This is a genomic window from Actinopolyspora lacussalsi (assembly GCA_030803735.1).
In the GTDB taxonomy this organism is placed as follows: Bacteria; Actinomycetota; Actinomycetes; order Mycobacteriales; family Pseudonocardiaceae; genus Actinopolyspora; species Actinopolyspora lacussalsi.
In genome coordinates, this window is record JAURUC010000001.1 from 1390498 (window position 1) to 1409675 (window position 19178).

General features: G+C 66.9%; 11 protein-coding genes. 5 read left to right on the top strand and 6 right to left on the bottom strand.

All coding sequences use genetic code 11. From position 1 onward, the window contains the following. Positions 1-72: 72 nt before the first annotated feature. A complete protein-coding gene (locus J2S53_RS06130) occupies positions 73-315 on the bottom strand; it encodes a hypothetical protein (protein ID WP_456240165.1) in 243 nt (80 codons plus the stop codon). 481 nt (positions 316-796) lie between these two features. On the opposite strand from J2S53_RS06130, the gene J2S53_RS06135 reads away from it, so the two are divergent. Continuing rightward, positions 797-6214, top strand: coding sequence for an AAA domain-containing protein (locus tag J2S53_RS06135; RefSeq protein ID WP_456240166.1), 5418 nt, complete (start codon positions 797-799; stop codon positions 6212-6214). Positions 6215-6482: 268 nt separating this feature from the next. Next, positions 6483-6779, top strand: coding sequence for a hypothetical protein (locus tag J2S53_RS06140; RefSeq protein WP_456240167.1), 297 nt, complete (start codon positions 6483-6485; stop codon positions 6777-6779). 45 nt (positions 6780-6824) lie between these two features. Here J2S53_RS06140 and J2S53_RS06145 read toward each other — a convergent pair whose 3' ends face one another. Continuing rightward, positions 6825-9056, bottom strand: a complete 2232-nt coding sequence (locus J2S53_RS06145; protein ID WP_456240168.1) for a DEAD/DEAH box helicase — start codon at positions 9054-9056, stop codon at positions 6825-6827. Between the two features lie 585 nt (positions 9057-9641). Here J2S53_RS06145 and J2S53_RS06150 point away from each other — a divergent pair. After that, the gene (locus J2S53_RS06150; RefSeq protein WP_456240169.1) at positions 9642-9767 is read left to right on the top strand and encodes a hypothetical protein; all 126 of its coding nucleotides are present in this window, start codon (positions 9642-9644) and stop codon (positions 9765-9767) included. Positions 9768-9789: 22 nt separating this feature from the next. Here J2S53_RS06150 and J2S53_RS06155 read toward each other — a convergent pair whose 3' ends face one another. Both J2S53_RS06155 and J2S53_RS06160 read right to left on the bottom strand, forming a co-directional pair. Further along, complete coding sequence (locus tag J2S53_RS06155) at positions 9790-10593, bottom strand: SAM-dependent methyltransferase (protein ID WP_456240170.1); 804 nt, start codon at positions 10591-10593, stop codon at positions 9790-9792. A gap of 119 nt (positions 10594-10712) precedes the next feature. Continuing rightward, positions 10713-11708, bottom strand: coding sequence for an LLM class flavin-dependent oxidoreductase (locus J2S53_RS06160; protein ID WP_092928304.1), 996 nt, complete (start codon positions 11706-11708; stop codon positions 10713-10715). Positions 11709-11977: 269 nt separating this feature from the next. Here J2S53_RS06160 and J2S53_RS06165 point away from each other — a divergent pair, with 269 nt between their 5' ends. Further along, complete coding sequence (locus J2S53_RS06165; RefSeq protein WP_456240171.1) at positions 11978-15367, top strand: hypothetical protein; 3390 nt, start codon at positions 11978-11980, stop codon at positions 15365-15367. 48 nt (positions 15368-15415) lie between these two features. Here J2S53_RS06165 and J2S53_RS06170 read toward each other — a convergent pair whose 3' ends face one another. Beyond that, positions 15416-16669 (bottom strand): ROK family protein, encoded by a 1254-nt coding sequence (locus J2S53_RS06170; protein WP_456240172.1) that lies wholly within the window; start codon positions 16667-16669, stop codon positions 15416-15418. Between the two features lie 548 nt (positions 16670-17217). Continuing rightward, on the bottom strand, positions 17218-17961 hold the full coding sequence (locus J2S53_RS06175; RefSeq protein WP_456240173.1) for a polysaccharide deacetylase family protein: 744 nt from the start codon (positions 17959-17961) through the stop codon (positions 17218-17220). 425 nt (positions 17962-18386) lie between these two features. Here J2S53_RS06175 and J2S53_RS06180 point away from each other — a divergent pair, with 425 nt between their 5' ends. Further along, complete coding sequence (locus tag J2S53_RS06180) at positions 18387-19079, top strand: glycoside hydrolase family 11 protein (RefSeq protein WP_092973030.1); 693 nt, start codon at positions 18387-18389, stop codon at positions 19077-19079. Positions 19080-19178: the final 99 nt, after the last annotated feature.

Genomic DNA, 19178 nt, shown 5'->3' on the forward strand with positions numbered 1-19178 from the left:
GGTGTAGCGCTTGCGGAGCCGGAGGATTCTCTCGTGCGGCTCTCGCGAGGAAGGCCCGAGGTCGCGCAGTAGCTACCCGATGTCGGGGCAATCCCAGCGAGACGAGCCGTGAGATTCCACCACCCGACTCCCGCGCGGCGTCAATTTCTCGCGAAATCGCCGCGCCATTCGGATGTAGTCGTCCCGCGCCTCCTGGTCGTCCAGGAACTTCCGCAGGAACTTGGTGTTGTCCTCACCGCGTTCGATCACCTTGTACGGCGAGGCAGGTGCCGACCTGGATTTCTGGTTGGAGGGATGTACACGGCGTCGACGCACGCTGGGCATCCGTTCCCAGGGTGCGCACGACGGAACCGGAATCCGAGGTGCGCGAGCTGATCGGGCTGGTCGAACGCGCAGGCCATCACGGCTGACTACCGCGATCCGGGAGGGCAGGGCTCGGTTGCCATTCCGACGACGGAAACAGCGGCACCCGCCCGGGCGACCCGAGGCGACAACCCGGTAACGGGCGGTCGAGCCCCACGGCGGCTGCCCGTTCCGCTCGCTCACCCCGGGGCAACCGCCCCTCCCGGAACGCCGACAACCCACCTGCCCTGCCGGAACCCGAACGGCGGGTGCTAGAACAGCGGCGGAACACGATACGCCGGAAATCGACGGCTCCCCGTTCGAAAGCCCCGTTCGAAAGCCCCGTTCGAAAGCCCAGTTCGAAAGCACTGTCGTCCGAGCATCGACGACGCACCCGCGCGACAGGACGTCGCCCGCCCTTCCCGACGACGCGAACCCCGCGAGGAGAACAACTTTGACAATCGGCAGGGAGCAAGCGAACTCCGACTCCCCCGACCAACCGGATACCGAGGGACCGATCTTCGAGGGCTCGAACTCCGAGAGCTCGGGCACCGAAGACCCGAAGACCGCGGAACCGAACACCGAAGACCCGATTACCGAAGACGGAGCGCAACCGCCGATCCGGGAAAGCGACCCGCTGGCCGACCGCGCGCGGCGGCTGTTCCAGTTCCTCGGCGAGGCCCAACGACTACGCACCACCCCGATCCACACCGTCGAGAAGTACCAGTCGGTTCGCTGGACGAGTGAGGTCCCCGAGCACCCGGCCGTCTCGCTCGCGGGACGCGACAGCGACCCCGCCGAGAGCGAGCACGTGCTCAGCGTCGAACGGCTGCCCAAACAGGACCCGCCCCAGCCGTCGACGCGGCTGGCCGAGTGGCTCGACGGCTCGGTCGACGACCCGGCGGAAACGCCCAGGCCGCGCGACACGGTTCCGGCCGCCGCCGCACCGACCACCGAACGCGGCAGCGAGGAACGCGGTGCGGAACGACTGCGACGCGAGGACCACCCGGAGATCGACGAGGACCACGAGGACTGGCTCGCGGACTGGAACTCCTGGGCCGAGCGGGAACTGGCCGACCGACCGGTGCGGGAGCTCTACAACGAGCTGTTCGGCACCTACACCGAGATCGGCAACAACCCCGAGTCGCTGGAACTGGTGCTGGGAATCGGCTGCCTGAGCTGGCAGCCCGACAGCCGCACCCGGATCAAACGGCACCTGCTGACCACCGCCGCCGGTATCCACCTCGACGACGACTCCGGCACGCTCAGCGTCGTCCGTTCCGAGGAGGGCGCGGACGAGTTCACCCTCGAACGGGACATGCTCGCACCCGAGCTGCTCACCGACACCGAGAAGCTCAACGAACTGGCCGCCGAGGCCGCCGCGCTGGACGCGCACCCACTCGACCTGGAACAGCTGGCCGGAGTGATCCGCCGGTTCGTGCACACCCTCGACGCCGACGGCCAGTACCGGGACGAGGACGAACCCGCCCGAGCCCAGTCCCACCCCGTCGCCACCTTCGCCCCCGCGATCATCACCCGGAAGCGCTCGCAGCGCGGGATCGTGCGGATCTTCGAGTCGATCGCCGAGCAGCTCGCCGAGAGCGGCGTCGTCCCCTCGGGAGTGCGTCCGCTGGTCGATCCCGATCAGCAGCCCGTCGGCTCCGAGAACCCCGGCTCCGGCGGGCGGGAGAACGTCGACGAGGAGACCTTCCTCCCGTTGCCGGTCAACGAGAAACAGCTGCGGGTGGTGCGGCACGTCGACTCGAAACCGCAGACCCTGGTGCAGGGCCCGCCCGGCACCGGCAAGACCCACACCACGGCCGCGCTGCTGGCACACCTGCTGGCGCAGGGCAAGCGCGTGCTGGTCACCGCGCACACCGACCGTGCGCTGCAGGAGGTGCGGGACAAGCTCCCCGAGGAGATCAAACCGCTGTCGGTGGCGGTGGTGGGAAACTCGCGGCAGGACATGTCGGACCTGCGGGTGGCCGTGGACACGATCGCCGACAACACCGAGGAGTACGACGACGAGCGCGCCACCGAGATCGTCGCGGAGTGCTCGAACCGGATCGGGGAGGCGCGGCGCGAACGCGCCAGGCTGCACCACGAGCTGGTCGAGGCCAGGCAGCACGAGACCAGGGAACACTCCGTGGGCGGCTATCAGGGCACGCTGTCGACGATCGCCCAGCGGCACGCCGCCGACGCGGAACGCTACGAGTGGCTGGCCGGGTTCGCCTCGGTCTCGGCCGACAGCGCACCACCGCTGAACAACGCCGAGATCAACGAGTGGCGCGGTGCGCTGTACGACCGGGAGACGTCGGCGGAGGAACCGTGGGCACGGCAACGACTGGTCGATCCCGCCGGGATCGCCGCACCCGAGAGGTTCGCCGACCTGGTCGCCGCCGAGTCGAAGGCACGCGAGGAGGAACAGCGGCACGACGAGCTCAAGGAGCACGCCGCGTTCGACGTGGTGCGCGCGCTGGACCAGGGGACGCGGGAATCGCTGCGGCAGCGGCTGCGGGGGCTGGCCGACACCGCCGACGAAATCGCGGGAGGTTCGGATGCGTGGCTGAACACCGCCCTGGACGACGTGCTGTCGGGCCGTGGTGAGGTCTGGCGTTCCCGCGCGAGTCGGATCGACGAACTCGCCGAACGCTGCGAAACCGCGTTGCAACAGCTGGACCCGCTGGTCGAGGTACAGGTCGCGGGCGACATCCCCACGCTGACGAGCCTGGCCACGGAAGTACTCGAACAGCTGAACAACGGTGGGAGGATCAAGACCCGGTCCGACGGCAGCGTCAAGCTCGGGATGTTCACCGCAAAGTGGATCAAGCACGCCGAACCGCTCTTCCGGCAGGTTCGGCTCAACGGCCGCTCCCCCACCACGGTCGAACAGCTGCGGGCGTTCCTGCACTGGACAGAGTCCTACCGAGCGCTGATCGCGCTGGACAAGGCATGGCCCGAGGACATGACGATCACCGCCGAGGACACGTTCCGCGAACGGCTGGACTGGCACGTCGCCCAGGCCAACCAGCTGAAGCGGGTACTGCGCCTCGGGGACGAACTGGCCACCGAGGAACAGCACCTGTCCCGGAAGGGACTGCCGAAACCGGACTGGAGCGACCTCGCGTCGGTGCGGCGCTACGCCTCGCTGGCCGATGCCGCGGCAGCGGTGGAAACCACGGCGGCGACGAGCGCACCGCTGCGGGAACTCGAGAACCAACTGGTGAGCGAGACGCGCTGGTCCGACACCGGTGAATGCGTGCACGCGCTGCTGGAGGCCGTGCGGGCACGCGACATCGACAACTACGCCGCGCACCACCGCGGGCTGCTGCACCTGCTGGAGATAAGGCGACGTGTCCGGCGGCGCGACGAGCTGGAACAGCGGCTGACCGAATCCCTGCCGGAGCTGCGTGCGGAGGTCGAGGCCGCCGATTCCGCGACGGATCTCTGGACCGAGCGGCTGGCGGACTTCGAGGCGGCCTGGCGGTGGCTGGCCGTGCGGGACTGGGTGCTGCGGCAGCACACGGTCGACGAGAACGAGCTGCAGGCCAGGATCAACGGGCTGGAGAACGTGATCCGGGAGCAGAGCGAGCGGCTGTGCGCCACGCGGGCGTGGAGCCACGCGGTCGCCCCGGAACGCCTCGGGGGCAGCGCCCGGGCCGACCTGCGGAACTACTCCAACCTCGTCCGGCGGCTGGGCAAGGGCACCGGCACGCACGCCGAACGGCGACGTTCGGAGATCCGCGAGGCCATGATGCGCTGCAGGCCGTCCGTGCCGGTGTGGATCATGCCGATCTACCGGATCGCCGAGCAGTTCCGGATCCAGCCGGACATGTTCGACGTGGTCGTGGTGGACGAGGCCTCGCAGGCCGGGCTGGAGGCGGTGTTCCTGCAGTACCTGGCGCCGAAGATGGTCGTCATCGGCGACGACAAGCAGGTCTCGCCGATGGGCGTGGGCCTGGATCAGGAGGACCTGCGCAAGCTCGCGGGGCAGTACATCGCCGACGACCGCTACCGCAACGCCTGGCAGGACCCGCTGCACAGCCTGTTCGACGACGCCAAGATGCGCTACGGCGGCCAGATCACGCTGACCGAGCACCGGCGGTGCGTGCCGGAGATCATCGAGTTCTCCAACCGGATCGCCTACCGGCCGGACAACATCACGCTGAGCCCGGTGCGCCAGTACGACGCCGACCGGCTCGAACCGTTCCGGGCCCGCCACGTCACCGAGGGCCACCGGAAGGGCGAGCTGAACGAGCCCGAGGCCGAGTCACTGGTCGAGGAGATCGTGCGCTGCGCGACCGACCCGCGCTACGACGGGAAGACCTTCGGGGTCATCTCGCTGCTCGGGGACGCGCGGCAGGCCCGGCTGATCGAGCGGAAACTGCTGGACCGGCTCTCGCCGCAGGAAATAGAACGTCGTCAACTGCGGTGCGGAACCCCGCCCGATTTCCAGGGCGCCGAGCGCGACGTGATCTTCCTGTCCATGGTGGAGGCGAGCAGGGAGGGCAAACGGATCAGCTCGCTGACCGCGCTGCAACACGTGCAGCGCTACAACGTGGCGGTCTCCCGCGCCAAGGACCAGGTCTGGCTGTTCCACTCGGTGGGTCTTTCCGAGCTGCACAACCAGGAGGACATGCGCTACCAGCTCCTGGAGCACTGCTACGGCATGATCGACGGTGGGTCCCGAACCGACTCGGACGAGTTGGTGGGCGTCGTATCCGAGGATCAGCGCGACACCAGGTTCGACTCGCTGTTCGAACAGCGGGTGTTCAACCGGCTGGTCTCACGCGGTTACTCGGTGATCCCGCAGTACTCCGTGGAGCCCTACCGGATCGACCTGGTGGTGATCGGCAGCAAGGCTCGGTTGGCCGTGGAGTGCGACGGCGACGCCTGGCACGGACCCGAGGCCTACGAACGTGACCTCGCCCGGCAGCGCGAGCTGGAGCGCTGCGGCTGGACGTTCCACCGGATCCGGGAGTCGGCGTTCTACGTGGACCAGGGAGGCGAGCTGGAATCGCTGTGGCGGGCGCTGCGCACGGCGGGAATCCAGCCGCGCGGAGCCGAGCCGGAAATCCCGGAAATCGTGACGCCCGCGAGCGGGGAAGCGCCCACGAGCAGGGAATCGACTGCCGCCGAATCGGTCGCGGGGCGGTCCGTCGAGGACGGTGCCGCGGAGCAGGACATCGCCGGGCGAACGGCCGTGCCGCTCGTGGTGCCGGACGAGGCCGAGAGCACCGAGCAAGAGACCGGGAGCGGGGGTTCGGAACCCGCCCCGGGCGATGAGGACTCCCGTCCCGTCGACGAGGACACCGGGAAAACCGCCGAGGTATCCGGTCCGACCGGTGACGGGTCGGTTTCCGAGCACGCGGAGTACGTGGAGTACGACGGCACGCTGCCGCACCCGCAGAACCTCGTGCGCAAGCGGCTCGCCGAGGGACTGGCGGAGATCGTGGCCACCGAGGGGCCGATGCTCGGGGACCGACTGGCCAGGCTCTACGCCCGTGCCTACGGTGGACGACGCACCTCGGAGATATCCAAAACCCTCAACGAGGGCATCTCCGCCGCCGTTCGCCACGAGATGCTGGTGGAGGACAACCCGCTGGGAGACAACCGGATCGCGCACCGCACGTTCCGGCTGCCCGAACAGCCGTCGGTGCTGGTCCGCACCGCCGGGCCGCGCACCATCGACGAGATTCCACCCCGCGAGCTGGCGACCGTGCTCGGAGAGCAGGCCCTGCAGTACGGATGGCTGGACGAGAAACGGCTGTTCCGCGCGGTGGTGCGCCGGTTCGGCTGGCGCCAGCTCAGTGCGAAGGCGGAGCAGCGGCTGCGTGCCGTCACGCCACTCGTGGACGAGGAGGACGCCTAGCTTCTCGCACCGGATTCGGCGATCGTCGTCGATGACCGAGTGGTGCTGCCGCGAGCGGCCACCACACGATCGGTCGGGTGGGACTCGACGTGATCGTGTGGTGGCCGCGAGTACCGATCGGACACCACCCGGAAACCCACCGTGCGGACCGTCCAGCAGGACCGAGCCGGGACGAGGGACCAGAGCAGCTCCGCCCCCCGAATCACGGTCCCGCAACGGCCGATGATCTTCGCCGAACCAGGACAAGGCACTCGATTACCTTGGACATATGCAGCGATACGTACCACCGGATATTCCCGTCAAGGTGTCGAGCAGGACGGCATGGCGGATCATGGTGACCTGCGTTGTACTGTGCGCACTGACTGGAAGCATCACGGCGATCTATCTCGCCATGCCCTATGTGGCCGGAGTGATCGGCTCACCTCAGTTCCTACTGACATGGCTGTGCTGCACCTTGACGTTCGGCATCCAGATATACCACTGGCGGTCGATCCACCACAGGGCACTGCGGCAGGAAGCGGAGCGGGCGGACGCCGCGAACGGTCACGTACGTACGGCCGAGTGAAGTCGACGATCGGGTGGCGACGGAGGGTGATACACACCGTCCCGCTCACCCCACCCCCAGCCGGTGCCGTTCGGCCATGACGATGCGCTGTTCCTTCGGAAGGGACTCGTCGTCGAGTACTTCCGGCCGGAACACTCCGGTATCCACAGCCGAGCTGTTCGCGTCCTTGGCGTCGCTCTTGCGCGCGAACTCGTCGAACAGTAGCGCCTTGTCCTGCTGAATCTCACGCATACGTTCGTCGACACTGTCCTTCGCCAACAGGCGATGAACCTGAACCTTGCGGATCTGGCCCATTCGATAGGAACGGGCGATGGCCTGTTCCTCGGTACTGGGCTTCCACTGTGGTTCCGCCATGATCACCACCGAAGCCGCCTGCACGTTCAACCCGACACCACCGGCCTCGACCTGGCTGAGCAATACGGCGTGGCCCTGCTTGTTCGTGAAGCTCTCGACCAGACTCTGACGGTCCCCCGGCGACACCGAGCCGGTCAGCGGCCCCATCGCCGCGTCACCCAGCCGCCGGTGAATCGTGTTGAGCACATCGAGAAAGAAGGAGAACACGACGACCTTACGTCCGTCCTCCCTCGCTTCGGTCGCTATCTCTTCAAGTCGTTCGAGCTTCGCGGAGTTCTCGGCTCGGTATGCCGCCTGTCGCATCTGCATGAGTTTTTTGGCACGAACGGTCTCCGCGTACTTCTGCTCGTCCTCGCCGGTGAACCGGACCCAGTCCTCGATCTCGACCTTGTCCGGCAGTTCGGTGAGCACATCCTCCTGGTTGCGCCGCAAATAGACCTCGGCCACCCTCCGCCGGAAACGCCGGGCGCCCGCGAGTGCGTCGGTGGGATCGAGCTGGTCCGCCACCGTTGGCTGCAAGTAGTTGATGAGATTTCGGAATTCCTCGACCCGGTTCTCCATCGGAGTACCGCTGAGGAACAGCGCACGCTGTGAGCCCTCCAGCGCACGGGAAACATGGCGAGAACGCAGGGAATCGGGGTTCTTGACGTAGTGTGCCTCGTCGATAACCAGCATAGCGGCGTCAGCCTCCGCCGCTCCTTTCAGCTTTCCCAGCGTACTGAAGGTAGTGACCGCCACCCCTCCGGTGCGTTTCCATCGTTCGGTCGCGGCATCACGATCCGCACCGTGCAGGCTGTGTGGCTTCAGCGCGGTGTGTCGCTCGATCTCGTTGAGCCAGTTGATCTGCACGCTGGCCGGGCACACCACCATGAAACGATGCTGGCCCTTGGCTGCCATGTGCGTCATGGTGGCCAGAGCCTCCACGGTTTTGCCAAGTCCCATCTCATCACCGATGATGGAATACCGCTGGTGAACCGCGTACTTCGCGCCGAATGCCTGATAACCACGTAGGGTCGCCTTGAGCATGCTGGTGTCCAACGGCTCCGCATCGATACGCTGCCGCAGTTCGTCCGGGACGAATCCGCTTGCCGCCTCGGCCTCGTCCTCGGTCGCGGGACCGGCCATCGTCGAGAGCAAAGCGTTGTACTGAGCGGCGTTCTCGGCATAGTCCTGCCAGAGTTGCTCCGCGGAGTAGGTCCCGGGGTCAACGGCCAGTTCTCCCCGCTCCACCTCCTGTTGCAGCGTAGTCACTTCGGGGTCGGCGAGAACGGCGTCGAGCTGCGCCAACGCGGCCAGCGCCTCTCGTTTTCGCGCTCGACGGCGGAAGAACATTCCGAGACGCCTGGTGGTGGGCTGTGCCTTTTTCACCAGGGGTGTGGTCTGGTTGCTGAACCGCTCCAACGGCTGCCGCAACCGTGCACGTAGGTCGTCGGCCTGTCGAATAGCCGCGAAAGTCGCCAGTAGTTCGGTCTGCCCACTGTCGCGACGATCCGGATCGAAGCGTACACGTGTTTCGCCACGAACCTGTTCGGCCAGGCTGTCCGCCGCTTCGGAAATCCGCTGTGCCGTCTGCACTCCGATACCCGGAACAGCATTGAGCTGGTAGCTGTTCGCGACGGTGACGTCTGCGACAGTGCGATACCCCGCGTTGGGCAGGGCGCCGACTCGCACGCCCCTGCCCACCAAAGGTCGTAGGTCGGAGACCTGTCTGTTGCCCAGCTCGGCCGTAACTTCGTGTTCACGCAGGGTGGCGGCTTGCTCCGCGGCTTTCGCACGCAGGGTTTCCGAAGTGGAGAGCAGCGCCGTGGCCCGCTGGGCGAACTCCTGGACACGACCGATGATTGTTCTCGCGGCCGATCCGACCTTGCCTTTGGCGCCGGCGATCACGTTCTCGTCGAGCTGGGAGGAATGATCAGTAGTCATCTCGGGATATCCCGGAAGATCGCCACGAGGCTCCCGGCACCGGATCGAGAACGAACGCGCACCGCGGGAACAAGACTGGGACCGGCTTCAGCGGTGAGTGCTTCGGAAGGACGACCGCTTCCAAGCAACCAACGGGTTCTTTCGAACGATCCATGCGGTGGGAAAACACTCCTCGATCGGACGAATCAGCACGCCCGATTCAATGCTCTGCTGACGCAGCTGTCCGGGCGAAGGCCGGCCCGGAAAAGCTTAACGATCCGCCGGCGAGCGCGGAAGAGGCGACCATGCTTTCGGTGACACTCATCATGGCGTATCGGACGAACTCTCCATCCGATCACTGCCGTGCCCCTCGAATCACGGTCCCGCAACGGCCGATGATCTTCGCCGAACCAGGACAAGGCACTCGATTACCTTGGACATATGCAGCGATATGCCCCACCCGAGACACAGGTGAAGGTGTCGAGCCGGACAGCGTGGTGATTCGCGGCCGGCTGCGCGTTCAGCTGCGGACTGTGCGTACTGGCCGCGGTACTCCTCCCGGTCATCTCCTACGCTGCCGAGGGCACCGCCTCGGCGGAGTATCCGATGAGTTTCCTGCTGCAGGGCATGATCCTCGGCGTGCTGAGCTACATCTTCCGCATGATCCGCCAGAAGGCACTGCGGCAGGAAGCCGAACGGGCTGAGCGGGCCGAGAGCTCGCCAGGCCGTTGAAACACGACCACCGCGAGAAGACTCAGCATTTGCCGACCGCGACCCAGAACGCGTTGCGGGCCCCTTCCGGCACCTCGTCAGAATCGGGGTGCCAGTCGACGGCGTGCACCAGACCCGGCTCCACCAGTTCGAGGTCGCCCAGCAGCGCGGCGAACTCGTCCACCGAACGGTGGTTGGCGAGGTGGCTGGTGTCGCGGTACAGCCGTGAGATCTCCTCGACCCGGTCGGGCTCGTCGTAGTGATCGGTGATGTGCGAGACCACCAGGAAACTGCCCGGTGCCACCGCACGGCGGTAGGAGTCGACCAGCTCGGCCGGCCCTTCCTCGTCGCCGACGAAGTGCAGCACGGCCGCCGCCAGCACGGCCATCGGCTCGTCGAAGTCGAGCAACCCGGCTACCCCGGGTTCGGCCAGCACCTCGTCCGGTTTACGCAGGTCGGCCCTGCTGATCGTCGCGTTCTCGACACCGTCCAAGAGCTGACCGGTGTGGGACACCGCCACGGGTTCGTTGTCGACGTAGGCCACCCGAACCGAGCTGTCCCGTTCGTGGGCGATCTGGTGCACGTGCCCCACGGTGGGAATCCCGGAACCGAGATCCAGGAACTGGCGGATCCCCTGGTCGAGGCAGAACCGCACCGCCCGCTGCAGGAACGCCCGGTTGGCACGCGCACCAGGGATCATGACGGGCGTGATCTCCACCGCGCGCTCCGCGGCCTGCCGATCCGCGGCGAAATTGTGCGACCCACCGAGGTAGTAGTCGTACATCCGCGCCGCGTTCGGCGTCCGGACGTCGATACCCTCGCTACCAGACGGTTCACCGATCGACATACCACGCGCTCCCCACGACCCTGGCCACTGCTCACCCAGCAGCGTACACACGCGGGCACGAACCGCGAAGGGGTGCCGCGCGGTATCGACGCACGGAGCGGGGCGTGCCCGATGTCGGCTCAGTGCTGTGCCGCGACGTCGACCATTCCGGTGACCTCGGCGAGCAGTTCGAAGGAACGCAGCCAGGCATCCCGTTCCGGAGCCAGCGAGGTGACCATCAGCTCGTCGGCCCGGGCGTGCTCGGCGAAACCGTCCAAGTAGTTCTTCACCTCGTCGGCGGTTCCGACCGCCGAGTAGGTAAGCATCTGCTGCGCCTGCTGCCCCGCGGGTGAGTCCAGAGCGCTGTCGGCTTCCTCGCGGGTGAGGTTGCGGCCGGTGAGCATCCGCAGCCTGCTGCGCTTGGCTGCCTGGAGTTGTTCCCGCGCCTGCTCGGTGGTGTCGGAGGCGACGATGTTGACCCCCGCGATGACGTACGGTTCCGACAGCTGTTCGGAGGGGGTGAACTCACGCCGGTAGACCGACACGGCGTCCTCCAGCGCGTTCGGGGCGAAGTGCGAGGCGAACGAGTACGGCAGCCCGAGCGCGGCCGCGAGTTTGGCACCGAACAACGAAGAGCCGAGGATGTACAGCGGCACGCCGGTCCCCTTGCCGGGCACGGCCTGCACTCCCTGCACCAGCGACTTCTCCCCCAGATACCCCTGCAGTTCCTGCACGTCCTGCGGGAAGGTCTCGGCCGCCTTCGGGTCGCGGCGCAACGCCTTCGCGGTGTTCTGGTCACTGCCGGGCGCCCTGCCGAGGCCGAGGTCGATGCGCCCCGGATGCAGCGTCTCCAGGGTGCCGAACTGCTCGGCGATGGTCAGCGGGGCGTGGTTCGGCAGCATGATGCCGCCCGCGCCGAGGCGGATCGAGCTGGTGTTGGCGGCGATGTGCCCGATGATGACGCTGGTCGCCGAGGAGGCGATGCGGGACATGTTGTGGTGTTCGGCGTACCAGATGCGCCGGTACCCCCACCGCTCGGCTCGTTGCGCCAGGTCGATGCTGGCCCGCAGGCTGTCGCCCGGGGTTTCGTCATGACCGATGGTGGCGAGATCGAGGACGGACAGTGGGACACCCATGGCAAACGCATCCTTCCGCGCGGGCACCGTGACGAGCTCGGTCGTAGTTGTTACGACCAACCGTTCGAACGCGTTCACCCGTGACGGCTATTCCGGGAATCGCACGGATCACATTCCCGGCCGCTCGATTCCGCGATTAGCGTTGAGCCGATATGAGTACGCTGCCGCGTGATACGAGGAGCGGTCCCGAGCACCGACCGGGATCGGATCGCCATGTGAGACCACTTCGAAACGAACCACCCAGGTACGGAGAGCCGGCGGTTCGCGAGGTGGTCCGGGATCGGAACGGTTTCCTGGAACCGCCCAGGCGCGCCGGGCGCTGTACCGCGCCGATGGCGGTCTCCGAGCTCGTCGGGTCCTCCGGTGATCTCGTGCTGCTCGCACCGGGCGGAGCGGGTAAGACCACCGTGCTCGAAGCGCTGCGCGAGGCCGAGTCCGGGGCGACGGTCATCGACTTCACCCTGCTGGACGTAACCGAGGCGTACCGGGCGCTGGCCGCGGCGGCCGAGTACGAGGACGGTGTCGTTCACCTGGACGGGGTCGATGCCGTGGCTGGTGATTTTCCCGGCATTCTCGAACAACTCCGGGACTGGTTGCGCGTTCCCGGGAAACGACGGGCACGACTGCGCCTGGCCTGCCGGACCACCACCTGGAACAGGCCGGAAGCGCGAGTTCTGCGTCGCACTCCGCTCGCGCTCCAAGTGTTCGAGCTTCTCCCCTTGACGCGTGACGCGGCCGATTCGATCGCACGCGGGATCGGCGTCTCGGAGGAGCTTTTCACCGAGCTCGCTGAGACCGGTTCATGGCGACCTCCGGCATCGGCGATGTGGTTCGAGGCGGTGGCCCGCCACCGGCGAGACACTGGGGAATTACCATCGGATCAACGTGCGGCGATCGAGCACGATACAGACGTCGCGTTGGGTGGGACGGGTTCCACCGGCGCCGCCCTGACACGGCGGCACCAGTGGCAGCGGGCGATGTGGCTGGCCGCGGTGTCGATCTTCGGGAACGTCAGCCCTGGCGAGGCGACAGGCGGGGGCGAATCCGGCTCCGGAACGCCCGTCGGGGAGTCGCTTGCCGTCGCGCTCCCGGAGGAGGCCGCGCCGAGTGAGCAGGGCGGGCACGAGGAAGTGCTCGACACCGCGTTGTTCGCTCCCGCTCGTGGTGGAGGGGTGGAATTCCGCCTGCGACAGCACGCGGATTACCTCGCGGCGTGTTTCGTGGTCTCGCGACAGCTCGAGCGGGATCGTTTGGGAGAGCTGCTGGGAGTTCACGACAACGGTCGAGTTCCCGGTTCCCTCGCCGCGGTAACGGCGTGGACAGCGAACATGGATCCCGAGCTGGTCCAGGACCTGATCCCGGCCAACGCCGCCCTCCTGGCTCGAACAGGGGTGGAACCGTCCTCCGATCGTGTTCGGGCCACTATGACCGAGTCACTGCTCACAGCCGCGGCCGAGGGTGAACTCGAAGCCGTGCAGGAGCTCGACCTCGCCACCCTCGTGCATCCCGGACTGCAGCGCGCACTGCTGGGGTGGCTGCGGGCCGGTATCGAGCACTCCGAACAGCTGTGGTGGATCGCTCGGCTCGCGGAGGAAGGTCGGTGCCGAGGAACGGTGCCGGAGCTTCTCGAAGAGGTGCTGAGCCCACGGTGGAGTTCGGGCGCGCGCCGGGCGGGGGCCATGGCCGTGGTATCACTGTCGGACGAGAGCGCGCCGGACGAGTTGGCGTCGCTGCTGCGACTCGAACCGGAGGAGGATCCGGACGAGGAGCTGCTGGCAGCCGGGATCGACGCACTGTACCCGGGAGCACTGCCCACTGCCGAACTCCTCGACTCGATACGGCGACGCGGCGATGACCGGTTCGAGGGCTCCTACTGGCGGTCGCTGGAAACGCTGGCGGACCGGATTCCCGTACGGGACCTTCCGCAAGCACTGGCCTGGGGAGCGGAGTGTGCCGGAGCCGGGGAACAAACCTACGGCCGGTTCATCATCGGACTGTTGGACAACGGGTGGCGCGCGGCCGAATCACTGCCCAGCGTGGTCGAACTCGCCGACGTGACGGCAGCGGTCATCAACCACAACTGGTCACGCTGGCGCGATCGGGTCACGGTCCCACGGCTGAACGATCCCCGGCTCCGACGCGAGCTGGCCGTGCTCCTCGCGGAGCGGATCCGCCCTGATTTCGTACGGTGGCTGCTCTTGCTGGATCTGGTCGGGGAAACGGATATCGAGTGGATACTGGAGGTGCTTCCCCGATTCGGGGAGAAAGCTCGGTCCGTGCTGGGCGGTTGTGTGCCGCTGCTCGTGGCGGAGCCGGACGCCCGTAGCGCGGATCTGATCCTCTCGGTCCCCGAGGAACATCCGGCGTACCCGCATATCCGGGAGTTGCGCGAAAACGTCGCGAGCGACTCGGGGCGGGCCGAGATGCTGCGCAAGATGCACAGGACCGATCCGGCCCCCTCCGACGAGGAAAAACGTGCGAAGCAACGCCGTGAACTCACCGAGGCACTTCAAGCAGCACGCCGGGACGTAGCCGAGTGGTGGCAGGTCTGCCGAAGGCTCGCCGAGGACGGCGGATGGTCCATCGACCACTACTTCACCCAGGACCTGACCGAACGGCCCGGTTGGGAGCTGCTGGCCCCCGAGGAACGACGCGACGTCTTCGACCTCGGTCTCGAATACGTCCGAACGCACCGGGTCACGTCCACCTCGGACGCGGGACTGCGACACATCTCGACCGAGGAGGTGCTGCCCGACTGGTCCGGGGTATACCTGCTGAGCACGCTGCTTCGCCACCAACCACACCGGCTGGACGGGTTGGACACCTCGACCTGGAGCAGGTGGGCTCCCCCGATCATCGCGGCGTGGATCCTCGACGAGGCGGACGAGGACGCCGGACTGCGCGGGCGGCTGATCGATTCCGTGCCGCACGCGGCGCGTCCGGCCCTCGCCGAAGCGGTGCTGCTACGCTTCGACGAACAGCAGAAACAGGGCAAACCTCTCGAGAACCATCACCGCTACGCGTCACTGCTGAGCGAAATCGACGCGGAACTGCACCGACGGTTCCTGAACCACAGTTATCACGGCGTACTCGGCGAAACACTGCTGCGGCTGTTGGACACGTACTCACCGGAACTCGCCACCCGGATCCGCCGGGAACTTCGCCGCGCTCCGGAGCCGGAACTCGCCACCCTCGCCTACCGGGCGCAGGCGGAATCGGACCCGAACGTTGTCGTCGCCGACCTGGTCTCCGGCGCCGCCGTGTCCGCCCGGGCCGACGAGGTGGTCGCGGCACTGGACCCCGCGAGGTTGCACGACCGGAGACTGGCGGAACTGACCAGGTGGCTGCTCGACAGATTCCCGATAACTCGGTTTCCGGAGCGGGCACGTGAGGCCGAGCGGGAAAACCACTGGATCAGCAGCGCTCACAGCGTTCGGGACGAATCGCTGGAAGAGCTCACGACCCGCGCACGCAGCGAAACCCTGGCGGAGCTGCGGGACGAACGAACCGGGTTCGAGCGCAGAGTGCTCACGGCAAGGTTGAGCCGTGCGCGAGCGCACGAGGCGGATCTCGCCCACACCCCACCCAGCGTGGAACGGATTCGGGCGCTGTGCGAAACGGTGGAGACTCGAACGCGGGACAGCGACGCGGGGCCGTGATCGGACCACCACGTGCGGCGGAGTCCTGCTGTCACGGTCCCACGAGAGCTACTCCCGCGTGTCCGGCGGAACCAGACACGGGTCCCGGAAGACCTCCTCGGTGATAACGATCGCCGCTCCGCGCACGGCGGCGGTGAAACCGAAAACCGAGGCGGTGACCGGACATATCGCCGACCGGCCCGCGACGGTTCTGCTCCGCAGTTCCCGCAGCGCGGTCGGTACCACGTGGGCGGAGACCGTGGCGAAGTAGCCGCCGAGCACCACGGCTCCCGGGTTGAGCATGTTGACCGCGATCGAGATCCCGATGCCGAGCCAACGGCCGATCTCGTCGAGACCGGCCAGCGTCTGCTGATCACCGGCCTCGGCGCGCTGCAGCAGTATCCGCGCCTGCTCATCCGGGTCCCGGAGGGTTCCGACCAGGTCCGGTGCGGCGGTTCGGACCGCCGCTGCCAGCCCGATCTTGGTTTCCAGGCAACCGTGCTGCCCGCAGCGACACCTACGTCCGTAGGGGTCCACCGGGAAGTGTCCGATCTCCCCGCTGTAACCGTCCGAGCCGCGCAGCAGTCGCCCCGCTGTGATCAGGCCGGAACCGATACCGAGCTCCCCGGTCAGATACACCAGTTCGGAGACGGTGTTGGCCTCGTCGCCGAACTCGGCCAGCGCCGCCAGGTTGGCCTCGTTGTCGGCGGTGATCGTGGTTTCCGGGGCGAGATCGAGCCGGCCGCGCAGCCACTCGGTGATCGGCACGTCCTGCCACCCCAGGTTCGGCGCGTGGCGCACGGTGCCGCTGGGCACGTCCACGAGCCCCGGCACAGCCACGCCGACGCCGACCAGCCGGATGCCGGAGCTCCGCAGTTCGGCTATCGCCTCCGCCGCGAGTCGCGACAGCTCGTCGACGGTGCGGGAAGGTCCCACTCGGACCGCGTCGAAGCCGACCCGACGATCCAGCAGCACCCGCTCCGCGAGGTCGACCCCGCGCACCGCGAGACAGTTCGCGTTGACCTCCAGTCCCAGAGCCGCCGCCGAACCACCGTCGAGTTCGAGAATCCGGGACGGGCGGCCGACATTGCCCGACTGCTTCCTTCCGGTCTCGCGGATCAGCCGCCGTCCGATCAGCTCGTTGACGAGGTTGGACACCGTGGCCTTGGTCAGCCCGGTACGGGTGGCCAGCGCGGCACGGGAATACACCCCGGCCGACCGGATCTCGCCGAGGACCCGGGCCAGATTGCCCCTACGAACGGCCGCCTGAGCGACGACTCCACGCCCGTTGTCCCGGTTGACCTCGTTGTCGTAGCCGCGCACCCGGCCCCCTCTCTAACAGGGACAGCCGGAAAACTAACCCATTGTCGCCGGAAAACGCCATACCCCACGAACCCGGAAAATCCCGCGGAACTCACGAACGACGAATCGAAGCGATCACCGGATTTTACACGTATGGCGCCTTGACATCGCGGCGTGAAAGCTGGCGGCAGGATGAGCAGCACCGGGACAGCCAAGAATCGTACTGGATACGAATTCTCCCGACGAACCCGATGGAGAGCGGACTTCCCCGTGGTTTCACCTCTCGCGTCGAGAACGGGGAAATCAGGCACGGCCGCCGAGAACGCCACTGTTCCGAGCCGGAACGAATCACGGCGGAGCGGCGTTTCCGCTGTGCTCGGCTTGTGTTTCCGCTGCCGGGACGCACGCCTCGGAAACGAGGTTCAGCACCCGAGGACGACGGGTTCGCTGGTCACGTCTCGTGGAATTCGGTCTCGGCGTGGACCTCGTGCGAGGTGCCGCGCGGCCGTTCGGGCCGGTGTGCACGTACCGCGCGGCGCCACGGGGGAGTTCCGGTACACGACTTCCGCTCAACCGGAGCGCGCTGGGAGCGTGAAGCGCCAACCTTCATCGCGCAACCGCGGGATGACTCGGGAGACCGCCCCCACGGTCTGGCCGCGATCGCCACCACCGTCGTGCAGCAGCACGACACCGCCCTGTGAGACACCGTCCATCAGCCGCCGGACCAGCACGTCCGTACCGGGGCGGTTCCAGTCCGCCACCGAAAGGCTCCAGCCGAGCGGCTGCATCCCCATGTCCGCGGCCACGCCCGGAGTTTCGCCCCACGCGCCGTAGGGAGCACGGAAGTAGCGAATCTCGGCTCCCGGCACCGCCTCGTGAATCACCTCGTTCGTGGCCCGCAGGTTCGCCCTGATGTCAGCGGGCGACCACGTGCTCATGTTCTCGTGCCGCATCGTGTGGTTGCACAGGACGTGCCCCTCGGCGACGATCCGCCGCACCAGTTCGGGGTTCTCCCGCACGTGCTGGCCCCACAGGCAGAAGACGGCCTTGACGTGGTGCTCGCCGAGCAGGTCGAGCATGCTCGAGGTCTCTCCCGCGTTGGGGCCGTCGTCGAAGGTGAGCGCCACGGTACGTCCCGGTTGTCCGGTCGAGTCGACCACGGTGGCGTCCGCCGCCTCGCCGAGTCCTGCCACGCCGAGTCCTGCCCCGCCGGGACCTGCCTGGGCGATGCTCGCCGATCCGAACGACAGCCCGAGGAGCAGCAGTGGCACGAGCAGGCGGTTGGTCGTTCGCCGATGTCTTCCAGGAGTCATGACGGGTCCCTTCGGCGCGTACTGGGCGAGGTTCCGGGAAATAGTACGACAGGAATCTCCGGAGCACGGGAAATATAGGTTCGGCACCGAAGACTGTCAATGTCCTCCAAGGCGAGTCCCGACATCCGGCGACCATCCCGCCGACTCGTCGTGAAGCGAATTCGGAAACATCATTCCACAGTGTACTTGGTTTTATCTGGAAAAATTTTGTATTTCCCACTGGGCAGCACCGCCCACCTGGTAACGAGCGGGTTTCCGGAACATTTACGGAAACCATTGACAGATCGACGTGACCTGGTCGACATTGTTCGGTGTCGACAGACCTCGATCACCGTTGATCCCGGTCATTCGCGCGAATCGCTCCACCGACGGACCGTCGAGTCGTATTACCCGTTCGAAGTCCACCGATCCGAACCGGAGGAAGCATGAACACCGACGATTTCGCACCGAACTCATTCGGCCGCAGGAGTTTTCTCGGAGGCGCCGGAACCCTGGCGCTGGGCGCGTCCGCGCTGATGCTGCCCGGGACCGCCTACGCGGCCAGGACCATCACGCAGAACGAAACCGGCACCCACGACGGGTTCTACTACACGTTCTGGACCGATGGCGGCGGATCGGTTTCGATGACCCTGTCCTCCGGGGGCAGTTACAGCACTTCGTGGACCGACTGCGGCAACTTCGTCTGCGGCAAGGGCTGGAGCTACGGTGGCCGCAGGAACGTGTACTACTCCGGCGGCTTCTACCCCTCCGGCAACGGCTACCTGACGCTCTACGGATGGACGTCGAACCCACTCGTGGAGTACTACATCGTCGAGGACTACGGAACCTACCGTCCCGGAGGAAATGACCACCGGGGCACGGTATACAGCGACGGCAGTACGTACGACATCTACCGGACGATGCGGTACGACGCTCCCTCCGTGGAGGGCACGGCGACCTTCCCGCAGTTCTGGAGCGTTCGGCAGTCCCCGAGGGCGGGTGGAAACATAACCACCGGTAATCACTTCGACGCCTGGGCCCAGCACGGCATGAGCCTGGGAAGCTTCGATTACTACATGGTCCTCGCTACGGAGGGATACCAGAGCAGCGGAAGCTCCAACTTGACGGTCAGCGGCTGAATCCCCGTTTCGGGAAGAGCCTTCTCGAAAGGAACGCTTTCCACGGCGGCATCGCACCACCATCGGACGATGCCGCCGTATTCCCTCCTCGCTCCCAGG